Here is a 19,397-nt window from a genome sequence, read left to right as displayed (position 1 = left end):
TGACGGGTACGCGAAGTCCCTCCCCAGCGCGCAATGGGTACGCACGACGGCGGCCGGCACCCGCCGTCGTGCGCTCTCCCCCGCTTGGGGTGCTACCGCACGGGGTGCGCGCGGCGAGCCAGGCCGATCTGCACGTCATCGGTGCGCTGGAACATCCGGCGCCCCTCGACCCCGCCGAACTGGACCCACAGCGTGGAACCGTCGCGGCTGAGGCCGTCCACCGTGCCCTCGCCGAGGTACCGCCCGTCCGCCTTGATCTGCACGAGGGCGCCCCGGCGCAGCCCGAGCCAGGGGCGGCCCGCGACCGTCGCCACGCTCACCGTCCCGTCCCGGCGAGGGCGAACGGGGGCAGGTCGAGGTTGTTGAACGTGAACAGGTGGATTCCGGCGAGGCCCATCCGCGGCGCCGAGAGGTCCTGCGCGAGCGTCTCGGACGAGTAGGCGTCGGCGCGGAGGAGCCGCCGGGCGAGGGGGCCCTTGCGGGTGATGAACTTCAGCGAGGGCCCCACGCCGATCCGGGTTGCCAGGGAGATGAGCCGCGCCCGTCCCACCGGCCCCGTCACGCCTGCCCAGACGGGCAGATCGACGCCCTCCGCGCGCAGGAGCGAGACGTAGTCGCCGACGACCGGAGCTGAGAAGCACATCTGCGTCACGACGCTCGAGGCGAGGTGCTGCTTCTTCAAGAGCGCGTCGAGGAGCTCGACCGCGCCGTGTGAGGGATGGCCCTCGGGGTAGCCCGCGACGCCGATCGCGAGCCGCCCGCCGGAGAGGTCCGCGATGTCCTCCATGAGCTGCAGCGCGTCGGCGTACGGTCCCGCGGGCTGGGCGGTGTCGCCGCCGACCGCGAACACCTCCGTGATCCCCGCGGCCTCGAACCCGCGGAGCGCACGGGCGAGGCGGGCCCGGTCCGCGATCCCCCGTGCGGCGAGGTGCGGCACCACGCGGTACCCGAGGCCAGCGAGCCGCACGGAGGCCTCGGCCGTGGTCTCGATGCCGTGCCGCGGAAGGCACGTCACGGCGAGGGAGGCGCCCTCGGGGACGGTCGTGGCAACCGCGGGGAGGATGTCCTCGGTCGGCACGATCTCTAGGCGCACGGGCAGGCGCACGCCGGGGCGGGCGGCGCCGCTGTCGGCCGCGGGGCGCGTTTCGCGCTGGACTGGGTGAACGGTCATGGTGAACTCCAGGGTCTGGCCGGGCGCTGCCCGGCATGGATGGCGTTCCTCCCCGCTCTGTCATGGACCTGAGAGTTTCCGCGGATCGGTTGGCTCCGCTTGCACCGTCGGTGAGCCCGCGCACGGGCTGCTTTCCAGAGGTTCCTCGCCGCGGCGGTACGGGGGCCTGAGAGATTCCTGGGGAGGATTTGCTCCTACGGCGCCTGCCGGCTGGTAGCGGGGAGGGCTCTCCCGCCGCGGTTCGAAGGCGTATTCAGTTGAGGTCTGCTGTGGGTCTCGCGGGCGACGCCGGGTGGGCGCCTCGCGCGGCTACCGCACCGCCGCTTTCACTCGGCACGCTCCGGGGCGCGGACGGCCTGTTCGAGGGCGGCCTCCTCCTCGAGGTCCCGGTGGAACGCCTCGTAGCGGGCCACGTGGGCCGGGCGGCGCCGCATGATGAGCCAGGCGATGCCGAGGACCACGAACCACATCGGGGTGACGACGAGCGCCAGGAACGTGTCCGGCTGAGTGGTCAGGGTCCAGAGGACGAACGCGAAGAACGCGAACACAACCCAGACCATGGGCACGCCGCCGGGCATCTTGAACACCGATTCCTCGTGGAGGCGCCGGCGGCGCCTGCGGAAGACGAGGTAGCTCGCCAGGATGATGGACCAGACGAAGATGAAGCACACGGCCGAGACCGTGGTCACCATGTCGAACGCCTTGCCGATGTCCTGGCCCGCGTACAGGAGCACGATGCCGGAGAGCAGCAGGACGCAGGAGAGGAACAGCGCGTTCTGAGGCACCTTGCGGCGGGACAGCCGTGAGAAGACCGCCGGCGCGTCGCCCTCCTGGGCGAGTCCGTAGACCATACGGGAGGTCGAGTAGATGCCCGAGTTCGCGCTGGACATCGCGGAGGTCAGGACCACGAGGTTGACGATGGTCGCGGCGGCGCCGAGGCCGGCCAGGGAGAACATCGCGATGAACGGGCTGTGGCCCGCGGCGAACTGCGTCCACGGGATGACCGACATGAGGATCACCAGGGCGCCCACGTAGAACAGCAGGACGCGGATCGGGATGGAGTTGATCGCCTTGGGGAGGTTCTTCTCGGGGTCCTTCGCCTCGGCCGCGGTGGTGCCGACCAGCTCGATGCCCACGAACGCGAAGACGGCAATCTGGAAGCCTGCCACGAAGCCCATGAACTCGTGGGGGAAGAAGCCGCCGTGGGACCACAGGTTGGTGAAGCTGGCCGTCCCCGACTCGGCGGAGAAGCCCGTGAAGACCATCACGAGGCCCGTGACGATGAGCGCCACGATCGCGACGATCTTGATGAGCGCGAACCAGAACTCCGTCTCACCGAACGCCCGCACCGCCGTCAGGTTGAGCAGCAGGAGGATCGCGATGGTGACGACGCCTGGGATCCAGACCGGGATGCCGGGCCACAGCTCCTGCGCGTAGCCGGCGATGGCCACGACGTCCGCGATGCCGGTCACGACCCAGCAGAACCAGTACGTCCAGCCCGTGAAGAAGCCCGCCCAGGGCCCGAGCAGGTCGGCGGCGAAGTCGCCGAACGACTTGTAGTGGAGGTTGGAGAGGAGCAGCTCCCCCATCGCGCGCATCACGAAGAAGAGCATGAAGCCGATGATCATGTACACGAAGACCACGGACGGGCCGGCCGCCGAGATGGTCTTGCCGGAGCCCATGAAGAGTCCCGTGCCGATCGCGCCGCCGATCGCGATGAGCTGGATGTGTCGGTTGCTGAGCTGCCGGTCGAGGTGGGGCTGCTGCTCCTCGAGCGCGGTCCCGGATGGGTCAGTCGTCATGGGGTCTCCACCGTCCTGCGGCACGTCGGCGTGCCGCGATGATTGGGATCCTCCCCGCTCTGTCGTGGACCTGAGAGATTCCGCTCCCCCGCTGTGGCGGGTCGCTTGCACCGTCGGTGAGCCCGGGGCACGGGCTGCTTTCCAGAGTTGCCTGTCCGCGGCGGTACGTGGGCCTGAGAGATTCCTGGGGAGGAGTTGCTCCTACGGCACCTGCGGGAACGGCAGGGTTCTCCCGCTGCGGATGGTCGGCGTGTTCAGTTGTGGCCGCGACCCCGGCCGCGACTGGTTCAGTGTGTGGCAGCTCACCCCCGGGTGTCAATCTGAGAGTCACATACGCGGCGTGACACGGGACCATTTGGTGACACATCGACTTAAAATGGGGGCATGCCCCGCATCCAGGCCGAGTCGAACGCCGCACAGCGAGCGCTCACCCAGCGCCGAATCCTCGACGCCTTCGGGCAGCTCCTCTTCACGCAGGGCCTCCCGGGGCTGACGATGACGGATGTGGCCCGTCAGGCCGGCGTCGGGCGCACCGCCGTGTACAACTACTACGCGGACATGGAGGAGCTGCTCATCGGCTACGCGCTGGACGAGACGGGCCGCTTCCTGACCGACCTGAAGACCCAGCTTGCCGGGCTGGAGAACCCGATCGACCGCCTCGCCGTGTACATCCGCGCGCAGGTCGAGGACCTGTCCCGCCGCCATCTCCCCCCGGGTCCGGCCATGCGGGCAGTGCTCTCGGCGCAGTCGTTCGCCAAGCTCGGGGACCACGTGGGCGAGCTCAACGCACTGCTCACCGCAATCCTCCGCGACGCCATGGCACAGGGCTACCTGCCCGATGCGGACGTCGATGAGTTGGTCGGGCTCGTGCACGGCTCGCTCACGGCGAGCGCGGACCGCGGCCGCACCGAGGAGGGGGCCGCAGCGCACGACGCCGACACGGACCGCCGCACGGACGCCACCGTGCGCTTCATCCAGCTCGGGGTCGGTGCGCGCTTCGACGATCAGGGGCGCCCGATCCGGCGGTAGCAGGTCCGCCGCGCCGCCGGCGAGTCGGTCAGCCGGCGGCGGGAGTCGGCGTCGTGCTCGCGAGGGCGCAGACGATCGGCCCGGGCGTCTGGTCGATGAGCGCAGGGTCGATCAGCGACTGGAAGGTGGGGCCGAGGACAAGGTCCACACTCGCGTCGGAGCGGCCGTCACGCACGTAGATGCTGCCGGGGACGTTGCGCTGGAGCGTGAACGCTGCGGCCTCCCCGCCGAGTCCGCCCCGCACGAGCGCGGCGGCGTCCACGGAGGTCCGCTCGTTGCCCACGTCCTTCACCGTGAACTTGCGGGCCCTGAGCAGGTCCGCGACCTGCCCGGCGAGCCCCTCCTTGCCCGCGGCGTTGAAGACGTTGACGGTGACGGTCGGCGCGGGCAGGTAGTCGAAGGTCCCTGTGGGGCACGTCGCGGCGAGCGCCTGCTTGCCGCCCGGCTGGGGGATCGTCAGGCGGCCGGTGAGGACCGCCCACGCCATGCCGATGCCCGCGAGGAGCATCGCTCCGAGGACGGCGATCGCCACGGCGTGCCGGATCCTGCGCCAGTGGCGGCTCTGCAGCTCGCGCTGGTCCGGGTCCTCCTCGAACTGCGTGCGCAGCTCGATGCCGTTCACCACGTGGTGCCCGTGGTACTGGGTCAGGTCCTTGGGTTTGCGGGCCATGGCGGTCTCACGCGTCGAGGTCGAGTACGCGGGCGTGGATGGCGGTGCGCTGGTGGAGCGCCGTGCGGACGGCCCGGTGCAGCCCGTCCTCGAGGTACAGCACGCCCTTGTACTGGACCACGTGGGGGAAGAGGTCGCCGAAGAACGTTGAGTCCTCGGCCAGGAGGGCCTCGAGGTCGAGGGTGCGTTTGGTGGTGACGAGCTCGTCCAGGCGGACCGGACGCGGCGGGAGCGCGGCCCAGTCCTTCGGCGTCGAGTAGCCATGCTCCGGGTACGGGCGCCCGTCGCCCACCGCTTTGAAAATCACGCCTCAAGCCTAGGCGCGGGGCCCCCGCCGTGGGGGCCCGCGCGGGCCGGCCCGAGGCATTGTGGCCAAACGGTTATTCGCACCGAGCCGTCCGGCCCCAATGGGAGAATGGGGCCCATGGAGACCGCCCCGCCCTTCGCCCTTCTGCTCGACGTCGACGGCCCCATCGCCAGCCCGGTGACACGGAACGTGAAGCCACAGATCATCGACCTCCTGAACCGGCTCGGCGGCGCAGGCATCCCGATCATCTTCAACACCGGCCGCTCGGATGCGTTCATCCGCGAGCAGGTCATGGCCCCGATGGTCGCCGCAGGCATGCCGGAGGAGCTCATGGTGCACGCGGTCTGCGAAAAGGGCGCCACGTGGTTCTCCTTCACGGCCCGCGGCGCCGGCGTGGTGCACGTGGACCATGGGCTCGCGGTGCCCGCCGCGTTCGCCGACGACGTCCGCGGCCTCGTGGCCGCGAAGTACTCGGAGCACATGTTCTTCGACGAGACGAAGAGGGCCATGGTCTCCGTGGAGCAGCGCGTCGACGTCTCCAACTCGGACTACCGTGCCGAGCAGGAGCGCTTCGACGCAGACGCGCTCGAGCTCATGGCCCGGCACGATCTGGGCGCCACCCGGCTCGACCACCACGTGCCGGACAGTGACGACGCCGTGGACTACCGCGTGGACCCCACCATCATCTCGACGGACATCGAGTCGGTGCGGCTGGGCAAGGACCTCGGGGCTTCGCGGGCCTGCGAGCGGCTGCGCCGCGACGGGATCGTCCCGGCCTCGTGGTACACCGTGGGCGATTCCCGCACGGACTACGCGATGGCCGACTGGCTCCACCACAACGGCCACACCGTGACCCACATCGACGTGCGCCCCGCGGACGGCGTGCCCGAGAAGCCCTACGAGATCCACACCGCCGCGTTCCTCGGCCTCGGCGACGACGTGATCCACGACGACGCCGGCCTCGCCTTCCTGAGCAGCTGGCACGGCTCCCTGGATCTCACCCCCTGACGCCGGGCGCCCCGACCCTGCCGACCCCCGTCTGAGAGTCAGCTCCTGAAGGTCACGTCCTGTGGGTCGACCCACCGAAGGTGACTCTCAGGAGGTGACTCTCAGAAGCGGGTTGGCATCAGGGGGCCGGGACGCGCTCGGGCAGGGCGGACTCGATCGCGCCGCGGAGCTCGGCGGAGTCAGGCTCGGTCGCGGACCGGAATCGGCCGACGACCTCGCCCTCGCCGTTCACGAGGAACTTCTCGAAGTTCCACTTGACCTTCTCGCCGAGATCGTCGCCGGCGGGGAACTTCGTCAGCTCGGCATAGAGCGGGTGCTGGTTCTTCCCCAGGACGTCGGCCTTGGCCGCGAGCGGGAAGCTGACGCCGAAGTTGACCCGGCAGAACTCTTCGATCTCGGAGTCCGTGCCGGGCTCCTGGCCAGCGAACTGGTTGCACGGGACGCCCAGGACCACGAGCCCGCGGTCCCGGAACTCCTCGTAGAGGGCCTCGAGCCCGTCGTACTGGCGGGTGTACCCGCATTTGGACGCGACGTTCACCACGAGGACCGGGTGCCCGGCGAACCGGCCGAACGAGGTCTCGGTGCCGTCGTTGAGGGTCAGGGGGATCTCATGCAGGCTCATCGGCCCAGTCTATGGCCCGGCGAGCCGAGCCCGTCAGCCGAGCCCAGTCAGCAGTGCCCGGCCGCCGTGGGCGCCGTGGTGGCGGTCGGCGTCGGGGTGGGCGACGCCGTGGGAGCCGGCGTGCACGTGCTGGTCGCCGTCGGTGTCGTCGCGGCCGCGGTCGTCGGCGCCGCCGCTGCCTTCGTCGTCGCCGCCGGGTCGGCGGTCGGGCTCGGCGTCGCCGTAGCCGTCGGGCTCGAGGTGGTCGGCGTCGCGCTCGGAGTTGCTGTCGCCGTCGGCGAGGGGCTCGCGGAGGGCGACGGGCTCGCCGTCGTGCTCGATGAGGCCGAAGGCGACGGCGATGGGCTCGCCGCGGCGGGCGGTGTGGCCTGCGTGGTGCTCGGCGGGGCCGCGGGCGGTCCCGCGGGAGTCGGGTCGACGAGCGGCGGAGGCGTCGGTGCGGACGGTGCGGGCGTGATGGTCTCGCCCGGCGTGGGCTCCTGGGCGAGGGCCGGAATCGCCCAAGGCTGCCGCGTGTTCGTCGCGTTGCCGTCCTTCGGCGTGTAGTCCGTGACCTGGACGGTGCCGAGCGCCGCCTTCTGGGCGATTGGGATGAACGTGAACGTCATGGGGTCGATGTACTTGCCGTCGCGGATGGTCTCGAAATGCAGGTGGCACCCGGTCGAGGAACCGGTGGACCCGACAAGGCCGATCACCTGGCCCACCTCGACCGGCTCCCCGGTCTTCACCGCGGCGCCGAGCATGTGGTTGTAGGTGGTGACGAGGCCGTTGCCGTGGTCGATCTCGACGCGGTTTCCGCCTCCCCACGGGTGCCAGCCGGCGGCGCGGACCACGCCTGAATCGGCCGCGTAGACCGGGGTGCCGCACGCGGCGGCGAAGTCCTGGCCCCAGTGGAACTCGCCGACCTGGCCGGTGAGCGGGCTCGTGCGGTACCCGAATCCGGAGGTGGGCACGAGGGTCGTGAGGGGAGCGTACAGCTTGCCGGTCTCGGGCCGGCCGAGGTCCGCCTGCGCCACGTAGACGGGCGAGACGTGGCCGGCTGCGAGCGATCCCACGTCTGTGCGGTAGAACGAGACCACCGCATGCGGATCCGCGGTCACGGGACCGGGGTACACGTCCCCGGCGAGCGCCGGGGCCGCGCCGAAGGCCACCACGGCGACTACGGCGGCGAGGCCGGCCGAGAACCGGGCTCGCAGTCTGGACAATGTGGCGGCGACGGCACGGGCCATGGTCTCAGACTCCCCAATCAGTCCTGGCGCCGAGGATGGCGCACGCTCCAATTCTGTGCGTCTGATGACCGTTTCGCTAGTCGAGGAACCGTATTTCGGCCGGGACCTCACCGCGCCACGCGGGCGCCGTTCTGCCGCCGAAACGAACGATGCCCCCGGTCGCTGGGACCGGGGGCATCGTGGCCGCGGAGGATGGGGGATTTGAACCCCCGAGGGCGTGAACCCAACACGCGTTCCAGGCGTGCGCCATAGGCCGCTAGGCGAATCCTCCAGATGTGCTCGCCAAGAGCAGGTATCAGAATACCCGACGGCGGCCGATGCGCCGAATCGGGGATGCCCGACCCCTCGTCGGCCGCCTCAGGAGGCGGGCAGTCGGAGGGCGAACAGCGCCCCGCCCTCCGGTGCCCGGCCCGCGTCGAGCCGGCCCCCCAGTCGTCCCGCGAGCCGGGCAGCAATCGAGAGCCCGAGCCCCGTGCCGACCTTCCGCTCCCCCGCGTAGCGGTCACGGAGCGCGCCCCGCTCGAACGCGTGGGCAAGGTCCTCGTCGCTGAGCCCGGGGCCGCCGTCGCGCACCTCGAGCACGACGACGCCGCCCTCCCTCCGCCCGGACAGCACCACGGGCGCCCCGGCGGGCACGGCCCTGAGCGCGTTCTCGACGAGCCCGTCGAGGAGCTGCCGGAGCCGCAGGGCGTCCGTGACCACCGGGAGAGGGTCCGGGGCCTCGGCGCGCATCGCCACGCCCGCCGGCTCCCACACCCCGCGCCAAGCGTCCACGACGGCCGGCAGCAGCGCCGCGACGTCGACCGGCTGGGCGTCGACGCGGAAGTCGTCGGCCTCCAGCCGCGCGAGCTCGAGCAGGTCCCGGACGAAGTGGTCGAGCCGCTCGGTCTCGGCGGACAGGGTGCGGCCCACGCGGGGGACGTCGGCGGCCGGGATGATGCCGTCCGCGAGGGCCTCGGCGTAGCCCTGCAGGGCCGTGAGCGGGGTGCGCATCTCGTGCGAGACGGACAGGAGGAACTCGCGCTGGCGCGACTCGCTCGCTGCTAGGGACGCATCGAGGCCCGCGAGCGCGTGGGAGACCTCGGCCACCTCGGCCGGCCCGGCGCCGTCGACCGCCACGCCCCGCTCGCCCCCGGCGAGCCGCCGCGCGGCCCCCGCGAGGCGCACCAGGGGCCGCGCCACCCAGCGTGCGACGGCGGCGCCGCCCACCACGGCGGCGGCGAACCCGATCAGGAGCGCCCACAGCAGCCGCGCCACGAGGGGCCCGGCAGCCTGGGTGACGGCGGAGACAGGCTCGGCGAGCACGAGTCCGCCCCCCGACGCGAGCGGCCGCGCCTCGATCACCACGGGCACGCCGAGCACGGTCTCGGACTGGGACACGGACTGCCCGCCGAGGACCTTCTCCACCGCCGCCGCGCTCACGAGCCGCCGCCCGGCGCCGGTCACGATCCCATCCGGCGCCACGAGGGCGATCCGGCCGGCCTCCCCGAACGCGAGCTCACGCAGGGACGCGAGGTCCGTGACGTTCCCGGAGACGCTCAGGGCGGTGGCCTCGCGGGCGAGGCTGGCGCGGGCCTGGTCGACGGCTGCGGACCGGATGAGCTGGGCGCCCACGAGCCCGGCCACGAGCGTCGCGACTGCGGCGACGGCCGCCATCACGAGCGTGACGCGCGCGTGCAGGGACCGGAGCCAGCGCCTCATCGGGGTCCCGGGTCCATTCCTGGCTGTGTTTCCGCGGCGGCGCTGTACCCGACGCCGCGCGTGGTGCGGATCGGGCTCGCGTCGCCGAGCTTGGCACGCAGCTGGGCCACGTGGACGTCCACGGTCCGCCCGCCGCCGTAGTCCGCCTGCCCCCACACGGCGGCGAGGAGCTGCTCGCGGCTGAACACGCGCCCGGGCTGGGACATGAGGTGCGCGAGGAGGTCGAACTCCATGGCCGTGAGCGCCACGGGACGGCCATCCGCCTCGGCGGTGCGCCGCCCGAGGTCCAGCCGTACGCCGCCCACGCTCAACGCCGCCGGGGCGGCGGGGCCGGCCGCCCGGCGCAGGAGTGCCCGGACCCGCGCCACGAGCTCTCGGGGGGAGAAGGGCTTGGTCAGGTAGTCGTCGGCGCCGAGCTCGAGGCCCAGCACGCGGTCCACCTCGTCGTCGCGGGCGGTCACGAAGATCACGGGCGTCCAGTCGCCGTCCTCGCGCAGCCGGCGGCAGACCTCGACCCCGTCCATGCCAGGCAGGCCCACGTCCAGCACGATCGCCACGGGCCGCAGCTGCCGGATGCGGGCCAACGCCTGGCCCCCGTCCCGCTCGACGTGCACCCCGTAGCCCGCCCGCGCGAGGTACAGGCGCTCGAGGTCCGCGATCGGCCCCTCGTCCTCGACCACGAGCACGAGCCCGCGCCCCTCGCCCTCGTTGCGCTCTTCCACACCTTCATTCAAGCGCACGACGGCGCCGCCCGGCCGGGCGCGCGGCCACGCCTTACATTTCCCGAACATTGGCCGAACAATGCGCTTGCGCGGGGCCGCAACCATGGGTGGCATGACAACGAAAGGCAAGGCCATGTACCCTCAGGACCCCTCCCCCGCTCCCCGACGCCGGCGCCGCTGGGCCGTCGGCGCAACCTCGGCCATCGCCGCCGCGCTGCTAGCGGGCGGCGGGACCGCCGTCGCCCTGCAGGCGCGGCCTGCGCAGCCCGCCACGGCCGCCACAGCCTCGGCTGACCCGGCGGCCGCGGACGGCCAGGAGTCGCTCGCCAGTCTGACGGCCCTCGACGGGCTCGACTCGGACGTCGCCGCCGCCGACGCCGCCGGGCCCTCCGCGACCCCTGCGCAGCTTGCTGCAGTCGTCGCCCCCGCGGCGGCGAGCGACGCCTCGCCGTCGCCGTCCGCAACACCCGGCACCGCGTCCCCGAGGACCGCGGCCGCAGCGAAGCACCCCGTGCGGACCGCGCTGAGGCGGGCGCTCGCCGTCGTGATCCGGCAGGACGGCACCGCCGACTACGGGCAGCACGCGCAGGCCGCGGCCCGCGCCGTCGTCAACCGCTACCCGGCCGCGTTCCGGCACCTGCCCGAGAAGCTGCGGCAGGACCTCTGGACGCTCGCCGGCGCTCCCGCCGGGCAGGAGGTCGCGGATGCCCAGGCCATCAAGTCGCTCGCGCTCGACGGCACCTACGGCGCGGCCGTGCAGAAGCTCGCCGAGGCGATCCAGAAGGCCCCCGCGAAGACGAAGGCGACGCCGCAGGCGACTGCACCGTCCGCCCCGACCACGACCCCGACCCCCACCCCGAGCCCGTCCAGCGGCAGCTGAACGGGCCGGTTCGAGGCACCCGCAGATCTCCGCTAAGATGGAACCCGGCCCCTCATGTGGCGTCATCCTGCTGAACTCCCCCAGGACCGGAAGGTAGCAAGGGTAAGTGGGCTCTGGCGGGTGCATGAGGGGCCTTTACGTACCTGTGGATAACCCGGGCCGCGCACCGGCCCCGATTGGTAGGGTTTCTTCCGTGACTGCTCCCGCTGCCCTCTACCGCCGGTATCGTCCGGACACGTTCCAGGACGTGATCGGGCAGGACCACGTCACCGAGCCGCTCATGACGGCGCTGCGCAAGAATCGCGTCAACCACGCCTACCTCTTCTCCGGCCCGCGCGGCTGCGGCAAGACCACCTCGGCCCGCATCCTCGCGCGCTGCCTCAACTGCGAGCAGGGCCCCACGCCCGACCCGTGCGGCGTGTGCCCGAGCTGCGTTGAGCTGGCGCGCGGCGGCGCCGGCTCCCTCGACGTCATCGAGATCGACGCGGCGAGCCACGGCGGCGTCGACGACGCGCGCGACCTCCGCGAGCGCGCCACGTTCGCCCCGGTCCGCGACCGGTACAAGATCTTCATCATCGACGAGGCCCACATGGTCACCTCGGCGGGCTTCAACGCGCTCCTGAAGATCGTCGAGGAGCCGCCGGAGCACATCAAGTTCATCTTCGCAACCACCGAGCCGGACAAGGTCATCGGCACCATCCGGTCCCGGACGCACCACTATCCGTTCCGTCTCGTGCCGCCCGAGCCGCTGCTCGCGTACCTCGAGCAGCTGTGCGCGTCCGAGCATGTGCCGGTCGCGCAGGGCGTGCTCTCGCTCGTGGTCCGCGCGGGCGGCGGGTCTGTGCGCGATTCGCTGTCCGTGCTGGACCAGCTCATGGCCGGCGCCGGGGACTCCGGCATCGACTATGAGCTCGCCGTAGCCCTTCTCGGGTACACGCACGCGGCACTGCTCGACGACGTCGTGGACGCCATGGCCGCCGGCGACTCCGGGACGGTGTTCCGCGCCGTCGACCGCGTGATCCAGACCGGCCACGACCCGCGGCGCTTCGTCGAGGACCTGCTCGAGCGGTTCAGAGACCTGATCATCGTCCAGGCGCTGCCCGACGCCGCCGAGGCGATCCTGCGCGGCGTCCCCGCCGACCAGCTCGCCCGGATGCGGGTCCAAGCGCAGAACCTCGGCGCCGCCGAGCTCTCCCGCGCCGCGGACGTCACGAACGAGGCATTCAACGAGATGACAGGCGCCACCTCCCCGCGTCTGCACCTCGAGCTCCTCTGCGCGCGCCTCATGCTTCCCGCCGCCGACGCCGGCGAGCGCGGCTGGGCCGCCCGCGTGGACCGGCTCGAGCGCCGCCTCTCCTTCGCGCACGACGGCGCCGAGCCGGCTCCCGCCGCCAGCTCGCCCACGCCGGTGGTTGAGCGCCGCGAAGCGGAGTCGAGGCCCGAGCCCGAGGCCCCGACCTCGGCAGCACAGCCCCCGACCTCGGCGCCACCAGCCCCTACCTCGGCAGCACAGCCCCCCACTTCGGCGCCATCAGCCCCAACCTCGGCAGCACAGCCCCCCACTTCGGCGCCACCAGCCCCAACCTCGGCAGCACAGCCCCCCACTTCGGCGCCACCCGCCCCAACCTCAGTGGCACACGCCCCGACCCCGGCGCAGGGGGCGGGGCCGGGAGTGTGGAGATGTTCCGCCGCGCGTGGCCCGAGATCCTCGACGCGCTCGCGAAGGTCAAGCGCAGCTCGTGGGCGCTCGTGGGCCCGAACGCGTCGGTGGCGGGCTTCGACGGCCGGACCCTTGCACTCGCCTTCGGCACCTCCGGCCTCGCCGCGGCGTTCACCCGCGGCGACCACTCCCAGAACCTGAACAAGGCCATCCAGACGGTCCTCGGGGTCGACTGCCAGATCGACGCCGTCACGGGCGGGAATGGCCCCGGCGTCGCGCCGACGGCGGGGGGCGACCACCGCCCAAAAGCACCGGCTGACCCGCGTCCGGGCACTCCCGTGCCCGAGAAGGCCCCGTCCGCCGCTGCACCCCAGGCGCCCGAGGCCCCCAGGCCTGCGCCGTCGCCGGTGGCACCCGCGGCCTCGCGCCAGCCTGCCCCGGCGCCACCCCCACGGGCTGCTCCGCCGGTGCCGACCACGCCCCCAGCGCCGACCGCGCCGCCGGTTTCGTCTGCCCCGTCTGCGGCGGACGTCGCGTGGGGCCTCGCGCCGGCGCCGGTCGCCCCGGCCACGGAGACCCCTGCGAAGGCCGCGTCCCAGAATGCGGCGCCTCCCCCGCAGGTCCAGGAACCTACCGGAGCCGCCACGCCACCACGGGGACGCACGCGCGGCGAACGCACGGCAGAGGACGGCGCCACGCGCCCGTCGCCCGCGCCACGGACACGCGTCCCGTCGGCGGCCGCACCCGCTCCCTACGACGATGTCCCGTTCTCGGACGAGGAGCCCCCCGGCGAATGGGACGAGCCCTACCCCGAGGATCCGGGCTACGGCCGCGCCGCGCCGGGCCGGCCGGCGGCTCCCGGGCCCCCGACTCGGCAGCCGGAGGATGGCCCACGGTCCGAGCCGCCGGCCGCGCGCGAGACCACCGCAAACGAGTCTGCCGAGCCGATGGACCCGTGGTCGTACGCCCGGGAGAGCACGCCCGGCGTGTGGAGCGTGGGTGCCGAGTCCAACGTCCGCACCGGCCGGGCAAGCGAGCCTCGGGGAACGCAGTCGCCCGTGGCGGGCTCCCCCGCTGCCGAGGCGACGCAGCCGCGCGAGGCGGCGGCAGCATCGCCGTCGTACGCGCCGGCCGCCGCCCAACCACCCGTCCAGCGCCCCGCCCAGACGGCCCAGCCGGTCGAGCCGGCCCAGGCCGCGCAGCCGCCGCAGGACGCGGGCCGGAAGCTGAGCATGTACGAGCGGCTGAGCCAGAAGGCTGCGGCCGAGAGGTCGCAGGCGCAGCATCAGCCGACCCATGCGGCCCAGGGCCAGGACGAGCAACCGCAGCCCTACGTCGAGGACATCCCGAGCGCGGATGACGAGACGATCGAGAACTCGGCCCTGTTCGGTCGGGCGGCCGTGGAGCGGATCCTCGGCGGCAGGCTCATCGAGGAGCGCGGCCTGGACGGAACTGTCATACCGCCGCGATAGCGTAGTGGGGTGTATGAAGGCGCAGTCCAGGATCTGATCGACGAGCTCGGCCGGCTGCCCGGCATCGGCCCCAAGTCCGCCCAGCGGCTTGCGTTCCACATCCTCGAGGCGGACGCGGACGACATGAAGCGCCTTGCCGCGGCGATCGTGGGCGTCAAGGAGCGGGTGAAGTTCTGCCAGATCTGCGGCAACGTCTCCGAGCAGGACATGTGCGCGATCTGCCGCGATCCCCGCCGGGATCCGAGTGTGATCTGCGTCGTCGAGGAGTCCAAGGACGTGCTCGCGATCGAGCGCACGCGGGCCTACCGGGGCCGATACCACGTGCTCGGGGGCGCGATCAACCCCATCGCCGGAATCGGGCCGGACCAGCTGCGCATCCGCGAGCTCCTCACGCGACTCAACGACGAGACCGTCACGGAGATCATCCTCGCCACGAACCCCAACCTCGAGGGCGAGGCCACGAGCACATACCTCGCGCGGATGCTCAAGACCATCGGCGTCACGGTCACAAGGCTCGCCTCGGGGCTGCCGGTGGGCGGGGACCTCGAGTACGCCGACGAGGTCACCCTCGGACGGGCGTTCGAGGGCCGCCGCAGCGCGATCGGCTAACCGTTTCGTGACAGATTGTTACGCGCCCACCGAGGCGCGGCGCATGCTGGATTCATGAGCACTGCACGCACGTCCATCCCGGTCCTCGACCTCTCGACGGCCAGGGGCGCCGATGGAGCCTTCACCCCCGGCTTCCTCGATGCACTGCGCGACGCGACCCACAACGTCGGCTTCTTCCAGATCATCGGCTACGGCGCCCGGCCCGGCCAGGACCAGGAACTCCTCGACACCGTGGCCGAGTTCTTCCGCCAGCCGCTCGAGGACCGCCTCGCCCTCGACAATCGCAACTCGGCCCAGTTCCGCGGCTACACCCGTCTCGGCACCGAGGTCACCCGAGGCCGGGCGGACGCACGCGAGCAGATCGACTACGGCCCCGAGCGCCTCCCGCTCGGGGACGTTCCTGCGGACCAGCCGTACCTGAACCTGCAGGGCCCAAACCAGTGGCCGGCCGGCTTCCCGGCCCTCGAGAAGGCCGCCATGGAGTGGGCCGAGCTGATGTCAACGGTCGGCGCCGAACTGCTCTCCGCGATCTCCGTCTCGCTCGGCCTGCCCGAGGACCATTTCGCAGAGCCGTTCGCCGGAACCCCTGCGTGGATGGGCAAACTCGTGCACTACGTCGGAACGGGCATCGTCCCCGAGGCCGGCAAGCAAGGCGTAGGCCTCCACGCGGACTACGGCTTCGTCACGCTCCTCCTCCAGGACCAGGTGGGCGGCCTCGAAGTGCAGCCCTACGGGCAGGAGGAGTGGATCGACGTCCCGCCCACCCCGGGCGCGCTCGTGGTGAACCTCGGAGAGATGCTCGAGGTCGCTACGGACGGCTACCTCATGGCCACGATCCACCGCGTGACCGCCCCGCCCGCGGGCGTGGATCGCTACTCGGTGCCCTTCTTCTGGTCGCCGCGCCTCGACGCCGTGATCGACAAGGTTGAGCTCCCCGCTGACCTCGCCACCCAGGCCCGCGGCGTCTCCGACGACCCGCACAACCCCATGCTCGCCTCCTATGGCCAGAACGTCCTCAAGGGCTGGCTGCGCGCCCACCCCGAGACGGCGAGGCTCCACTACCCGGAGCTGGTCGGCTGAGCTGACGGCGTCCGCAGAGCGGTCACAATTCACCCGGCTCTGGGCCCGGAGCGTAAACTGGCGGGGACCATCCCTGCAGTCTCTAGCCCCCTGTGAGTGTGCCCGCATGTCGTTGCCCCTCGAACTGCCCGCCCGGCAGCTGATCGTCCAGAAGTTCGGCGGCTCCTCCGTCGCGGACGCGGCCGGGATCAAGCGGGTGGCCCAGCGCGTGGTGGACACGCAGCGCGCGGGCAACGAGGTCGTGGTCGTGGTCTCGGCGATGGGTGACACCACGGACGAGCTCCTCGACCTGTCCGGGCAGATCACGGACGAGGCCCCGGCGCGCGAGATGGACATGCTCCTCTCCGCCGGCGAGCGCATCTCGATGGCCCTGCTCGCGATGGCGATCAACAAGCTCGGCGCGAAGGCCCGCTCCTTCACCGGCTCCCAGGCCGGCATGATCACGGACGGCATCCACGGCAAGGCGCGCATCATCGACGTCGACCCGCACCGCGTCCGCACCGCCTTGGACAAGGGCGCCATCGCGATCGTCGCGGGCTTCCAGGGCGTGAGCCGTGAGTCCCACGACATCACGACGCTCGGCCGCGGCGGCTCGGACACGACAGCGGTGGCGCTCGCCGCCGCGCTCGACGCGGACGTGTGCGAGATCTACACGGACGTGGACGGCGTCTTCACCGCGGATCCGCGGGTGGTCCCGACCGCCAAGAAGATCGACCGCATCTCGAGCGAGGAGATGCTCGAGCTCGCCGCCTCCGGCGCGAAGATCCTCCACCTGCGCTGCGTCGAGTACGCGCGCCGCTTCGGGGTGCCAGTGCACGTTCGCTCCTCGTTCAGCAACCACGAGGGGACCTGGGTGCTGCCCAGCCCTGACGACAAGATCACCATCAGCGAGGGAGTCGCTTTGGAACAGCCCATCATCTCCGGCGTCGCACATGACCGCTCCGAGGCCAAGGTCACCGTGGTGGGCGTCCCGGACATCCCCGGCAAGGCGGCCGCGATCTTCCAGGTCATCGCCAAGGCGCACGCGAACGTGGACATGATCGTGCAGAACATCTCCACGTTCGGCCGCGGCAAGACGGACATCTCCTTCACCCTGCCCATCGTCGAGGGCGCGGAGGCCCTCGCGGCCCTGCGCGCCGCGCAGTCCGAGATCGGCTTCGAGGACATCGAGTACAACGCCGAGATCGGCAAGCTCTCCCTCATCGGCGCTGGCATGCGCTCCAACCCGGGCGTGTCCGCGACGTTCTTCCAGGCCCTCTCCGACGCCGGGATCAACATCAACATGATCTCTACCTCGGAGATCCGCATCTCCGTGGTGACCCGCGCGGATCTGCTGGACGACGCCGTCCGCGCCATCCACTCCGCCTTCAACCTCGACGCCGAGTCGGAGGCGACCGTCTACGGCGGCACGGGCCGCTGACTCTGGTCGAGCGCGTCTGAGCGTACGACGGCGGCCGGTCACCCCGAGTGTGGGGCGACCGGCCGCCGTCGTACTCCTGCAGCTAGCTGTGGGTCATCGGGGGCTTCTCGTCCTTGCGGACGGCGTAGTGGTGTCCTTCGGTGTCAGTCTCGACGTCGAAGGTGCGGAGCTCGGTCTCCGAAGCGTCTTCGAAGTCGTCGTGCTTGTGGACCACCGGCGCATCGAGGTCGCTGTGCGTCGCCGGTCCCCACACGGCCGCGGCACGCTCGGTGACATGCATGAAGGTGTCGAGAACCTTGTGCGTATGGGGCATCTCTTCTCACCCCCTTTCCAGTACCGGCCATTGTACGCCCGGCGTGACCTGGATCTCAGGGGTGGCGCGGGTCAGCGCAGCGACTGGTCGTCGGGGTTCTTCGGCACCACGTAGGTGCTGCCGTCCGGCCGCGTGATGGTCTCGAACTGCTGGGCCTCGGCCTGGCGCTGGACGAGGAGGCGCTTGTTGTCCTCGGTCATCTCGTGGGTGGCCGAGCTGCGGTTGGCCGGCCCGTAGAAGTACAGAAGCTTCCCTGTGGCGCGCATGAGCTTCTGTGCGAAGTTCTCCCCGGACATGGCGTCCTCCCTTTCCTGCAAGTCCCTGTGATAGATAGTACCCTGATTGTTAGTGCACTAACTAATGAAGGATGCGTGATGGCTACCACCGACGACGACCTCCTCCTCGAGCGGCAGCTCTGCTACGCCCTGGCCCTCGCGAGCCGCAGCGTCATCGCCTCCTACCGCCCCGTCCTGGACAAGCTCGGCATCACCCACCCCCAGTATCTGGTGATGCTGGCGCTCTGGGAGCAGTCTCCGCGGACCGTGAAGGAGATCAGCGAGGCGCTGCTCCTCGAGCCCGCCACGGTGACCCCCCTGCTCAAGAGGCTCGGGGACGCGGGGCTGCTGACCCGCACCCGGAGGAAGGGCAACGAGCGCGCGCTCGACGTCGCGCTGACCCCGCGCGGAGCCGCGCTGCGCGAGCAGGCACTCTCCGTGCCGACCACGATGATGGCCCGGCTCAACATCACCCGCGACGAGGCCGCCGAGCTTCACGGGTCCATGATGCGGCTCATCGCCGCGGCCCAGGCCAGCCGCGAGGCCGACGCCGTTGAGGGATCCCTCGCGCACGGTTAAGCCCGGCCTGTGGGACAGTGGGAACCACGACGTGCCGACAAAGGAGCCTCACATGCGGCGTACGGCTGGCCTCTGGCTTCCGGCCCTGCTCGGCTTCGCTGCATACACCGCGGTCCTCACCGCGTGCGCCGCGGGACCGGGAGGATCGGCGCCGAATCCGTCAGAATCCCGGACGACAGCGCCCCCCTCCACCGGCGGGGCACCCCCCTCCCCCTCCGGGTCGCCGAGCGGCGGCCCCGGCGCGGTGACCGCGGAGCTGGAGGTCGTCGTCGTGCGGGCGCCAGGCGATGCGGAACAGCGGTGGAAGCTGCGCTGCTCGGGCCCGGACGCGCTTCCCGGCAGCACGCACCCGGCGGCGGGTCCAGCGTGCGCGCTCGTCGCGGCGCGCCCCGAGCTGCTCGCGCCGCCGCCGCGGAACCGACTGTGCACCCAGCAGTACGGCGGCCCCGAGGTGGCCACCGTCACCGGGACGGTGGGCGGCGCGTCCATCAACCGGCGCTTCACCCGCACGGACGGATGCGGGATCGCCGAATGGTCCGCGGCGGAGCCGCTCCTCGGAGCCCCCGGCGGCGCGGTCTGACCCCGCCGCCGCCGCTCAGCGTGTGACCCCGAACTGTGACCCCGAACGATGGGGAGTCATGTCCCTACGATGAGGGGCCAGTGCTCGGGTCGCCCTCACGCCCGCGTGCCGATGGCCTTGATTCGGTTCGCCCGCCGCGGTGTGCGCGATTCTGCTCACGGTGGGCGCCACCACCTGCCCTCCGCGCTCGCATACGCCGTCCTTGGCCGCGAGTGTGAGCAGAACCGCACGCGAGCCCCGTCTGCCCGCCAGAGCCGAGGACCAGTGC

The 19,397-nt window shown here is 71.8% G+C and carries 20 protein-coding genes, 1 tRNA gene, 1 other RNA gene and 3 riboswitches; of the genes, 10 read left to right on the top strand and 12 right to left on the bottom strand.

Features of this window, described 5'->3' with window-relative positions:
• Positions 1–92 precede the first annotated feature (92 nt).
• From SCMU_RS02835 to cycA, 3 genes are all read right to left on the bottom strand, one after another.
• Positions 93–320 carry a hypothetical protein gene (locus SCMU_RS02835; protein ID WP_229231488.1) on the bottom strand — a complete coding sequence of 76 codons (228 nt, stop codon included), beginning with the start codon at positions 318–320 and terminating at the stop codon, positions 93–95.
• The gene (locus SCMU_RS02830; protein ID WP_229231487.1) at positions 317–1,171 is read right to left on the bottom strand and encodes a methylenetetrahydrofolate reductase; all 855 of its coding nucleotides are present in this window, start codon (positions 1,169–1,171) and stop codon (positions 317–319) included. Before SCMU_RS02830 ends, SCMU_RS02835 begins: the two co-directional genes overlap by 4 nt.
• 144 nt (positions 1,172–1,315) lie before the next feature.
• Positions 1,316–1,415: riboswitch (glycine riboswitch) on the bottom strand.
• An 82-nt stretch (positions 1,416–1,497) separates the two neighbouring features.
• Positions 1,498–2,973: a D-serine/D-alanine/glycine transporter gene (cycA, locus tag SCMU_RS02825; protein ID WP_229231486.1), complete on the bottom strand. Its 1,476-nt coding sequence runs from the start codon at positions 2,971–2,973 to the stop codon at positions 1,498–1,500.
• Between the two features lie 49 nt (positions 2,974–3,022).
• Positions 3,023–3,124: riboswitch (glycine riboswitch) on the bottom strand.
• Positions 3,125–3,218, bottom strand: a riboswitch (glycine riboswitch).
• 139 nt (positions 3,219–3,357) lie between these two features.
• On the opposite strand from cycA, the gene SCMU_RS02820 reads away from it, so the two are divergent.
• Positions 3,358–4,002, top strand: a complete 645-nt coding sequence (locus SCMU_RS02820) for a TetR/AcrR family transcriptional regulator (protein WP_229231485.1) — start codon at positions 3,358–3,360, stop codon at positions 4,000–4,002.
• A gap of 28 nt (positions 4,003–4,030) precedes the next feature.
• Here the strand turns inward: SCMU_RS02820 and SCMU_RS02815 are convergent, their stop codons facing one another.
• Both SCMU_RS02815 and SCMU_RS02810 read right to left on the bottom strand, forming a co-directional pair.
• On the bottom strand, positions 4,031–4,672 hold the full coding sequence (locus SCMU_RS02815; RefSeq protein WP_229231484.1) for a LytR C-terminal domain-containing protein: 642 nt from the start codon (positions 4,670–4,672) through the stop codon (positions 4,031–4,033).
• A 7-nt stretch (positions 4,673–4,679) separates the two neighbouring features.
• Positions 4,680–4,979, bottom strand: a complete 300-nt coding sequence (locus SCMU_RS02810) for a type II toxin-antitoxin system VapB family antitoxin (RefSeq protein ID WP_229231483.1) — start codon at positions 4,977–4,979, stop codon at positions 4,680–4,682.
• A 117-nt stretch (positions 4,980–5,096) separates the two neighbouring features.
• On the opposite strand from SCMU_RS02810, the gene SCMU_RS02805 reads away from it, so the two are divergent.
• Positions 5,097–5,987 (top strand): Cof-type HAD-IIB family hydrolase, encoded by an 891-nt coding sequence (locus SCMU_RS02805; RefSeq protein ID WP_229231482.1) that lies wholly within the window; start codon positions 5,097–5,099, stop codon positions 5,985–5,987.
• Positions 5,988–6,105: 118 nt separating this feature from the next.
• On the opposite strand, the gene SCMU_RS02800 is transcribed toward SCMU_RS02805, so the two are convergent.
• The 5 genes from SCMU_RS02800 to SCMU_RS02780 form a co-directional block, all read right to left on the bottom strand.
• The gene (locus tag SCMU_RS02800; protein WP_229231481.1) at positions 6,106–6,609 is read right to left on the bottom strand and encodes a glutathione peroxidase; all 504 of its coding nucleotides are present in this window, start codon (positions 6,607–6,609) and stop codon (positions 6,106–6,108) included.
• Between the two features lie 47 nt (positions 6,610–6,656).
• Positions 6,657–7,838 carry a M23 family metallopeptidase gene (locus SCMU_RS02795; RefSeq protein ID WP_229231480.1) on the bottom strand — a complete coding sequence of 394 codons (1,182 nt, stop codon included), beginning with the start codon at positions 7,836–7,838 and terminating at the stop codon, positions 6,657–6,659.
• A 186-nt stretch (positions 7,839–8,024) separates the two neighbouring features.
• Positions 8,025–8,109, bottom strand: a tRNA-Ser gene (locus SCMU_RS02790).
• Between the two features lie 86 nt (positions 8,110–8,195).
• Complete coding sequence (locus tag SCMU_RS02785) at positions 8,196–9,539, bottom strand: HAMP domain-containing sensor histidine kinase (RefSeq protein WP_229231478.1); 1,344 nt, start codon at positions 9,537–9,539, stop codon at positions 8,196–8,198.
• Positions 9,536–10,261: a response regulator transcription factor gene (locus tag SCMU_RS02780; RefSeq protein WP_229231477.1), complete on the bottom strand. Its 726-nt coding sequence runs from the start codon at positions 10,259–10,261 to the stop codon at positions 9,536–9,538. Before SCMU_RS02780 ends, SCMU_RS02785 begins: the two co-directional genes overlap by 4 nt.
• A 112-nt stretch (positions 10,262–10,373) precedes the next feature.
• Here SCMU_RS02780 and SCMU_RS02775 point away from each other — a divergent pair, with 112 nt between their 5' ends.
• From SCMU_RS02775 to SCMU_RS02750, 6 genes are all read left to right on the top strand, one after another.
• Positions 10,374–11,141 (top strand): hypothetical protein, encoded by a 768-nt coding sequence (locus SCMU_RS02775; protein WP_229231475.1) that lies wholly within the window; start codon positions 10,374–10,376, stop codon positions 11,139–11,141.
• Between the two features lie 43 nt (positions 11,142–11,184).
• An RNA gene (gene ffs / locus SCMU_RS02770) (signal recognition particle sRNA small type) lies at positions 11,185–11,281 on the top strand.
• 53 nt (positions 11,282–11,334) lie between these two features.
• Entirely contained in the window at positions 11,335–13,002 is a 1,668-nt protein-coding gene (locus tag SCMU_RS02765; protein WP_229231474.1) for a DNA polymerase III subunit gamma and tau, read from the top strand.
• Positions 13,003–14,282: 1,280 nt separating this feature from the next.
• Positions 14,283–14,882 (top strand): recombination mediator RecR, encoded by a 600-nt coding sequence (gene recR, locus SCMU_RS02760; protein WP_229231472.1) that lies wholly within the window; start codon positions 14,283–14,285, stop codon positions 14,880–14,882.
• Positions 14,883–14,936: 54 nt separating this feature from the next.
• Positions 14,937–15,962, top strand: coding sequence for an isopenicillin N synthase family dioxygenase (locus SCMU_RS02755; protein ID WP_229231471.1), 1,026 nt, complete (start codon positions 14,937–14,939; stop codon positions 15,960–15,962).
• A 106-nt stretch (positions 15,963–16,068) separates the two neighbouring features.
• Positions 16,069–17,382, top strand: coding sequence for an aspartate kinase (locus SCMU_RS02750; protein ID WP_229231469.1), 1,314 nt, complete (start codon positions 16,069–16,071; stop codon positions 17,380–17,382).
• 82 nt (positions 17,383–17,464) lie between these two features.
• Here SCMU_RS02750 and SCMU_RS02745 read toward each other — a convergent pair whose 3' ends face one another.
• Together SCMU_RS02745 and SCMU_RS02740 are read right to left on the bottom strand one after the other, a co-directional pair.
• Positions 17,465–17,695 carry a hypothetical protein gene (locus SCMU_RS02745; protein WP_229231467.1) on the bottom strand — a complete coding sequence of 77 codons (231 nt, stop codon included), beginning with the start codon at positions 17,693–17,695 and terminating at the stop codon, positions 17,465–17,467.
• A 71-nt stretch (positions 17,696–17,766) separates the two neighbouring features.
• Entirely contained in the window at positions 17,767–17,991 is a 225-nt protein-coding gene (locus SCMU_RS02740) for a hypothetical protein (protein WP_229231466.1), read from the bottom strand.
• Positions 17,992–18,069: 78 nt separating this feature from the next.
• Here SCMU_RS02740 and SCMU_RS02735 point away from each other — a divergent pair, with 78 nt between their 5' ends.
• Together SCMU_RS02735 and SCMU_RS02730 are read left to right on the top strand one after the other, a co-directional pair.
• Positions 18,070–18,549: a MarR family winged helix-turn-helix transcriptional regulator gene (locus tag SCMU_RS02735; protein WP_229231465.1), complete on the top strand. Its 480-nt coding sequence runs from the start codon at positions 18,070–18,072 to the stop codon at positions 18,547–18,549.
• A 52-nt stretch (positions 18,550–18,601) separates the two neighbouring features.
• On the top strand, positions 18,602–19,129 hold the full coding sequence (locus tag SCMU_RS02730) for a hypothetical protein (RefSeq protein WP_229231463.1): 528 nt from the start codon (positions 18,602–18,604) through the stop codon (positions 19,127–19,129).
• The last annotated feature ends 268 nt before the right edge of the window (positions 19,130–19,397 follow it).

Source organism: Sinomonas cyclohexanicum, from assembly GCF_020886775.1.
Lineage (GTDB): Bacteria > Actinomycetota > Actinomycetes > Actinomycetales > Micrococcaceae > Sinomonas > Sinomonas cyclohexanicum.
Note: the sequence above shows the minus strand (reverse complement) of the source record. Positions and strands in the feature narration are given on the sequence as shown.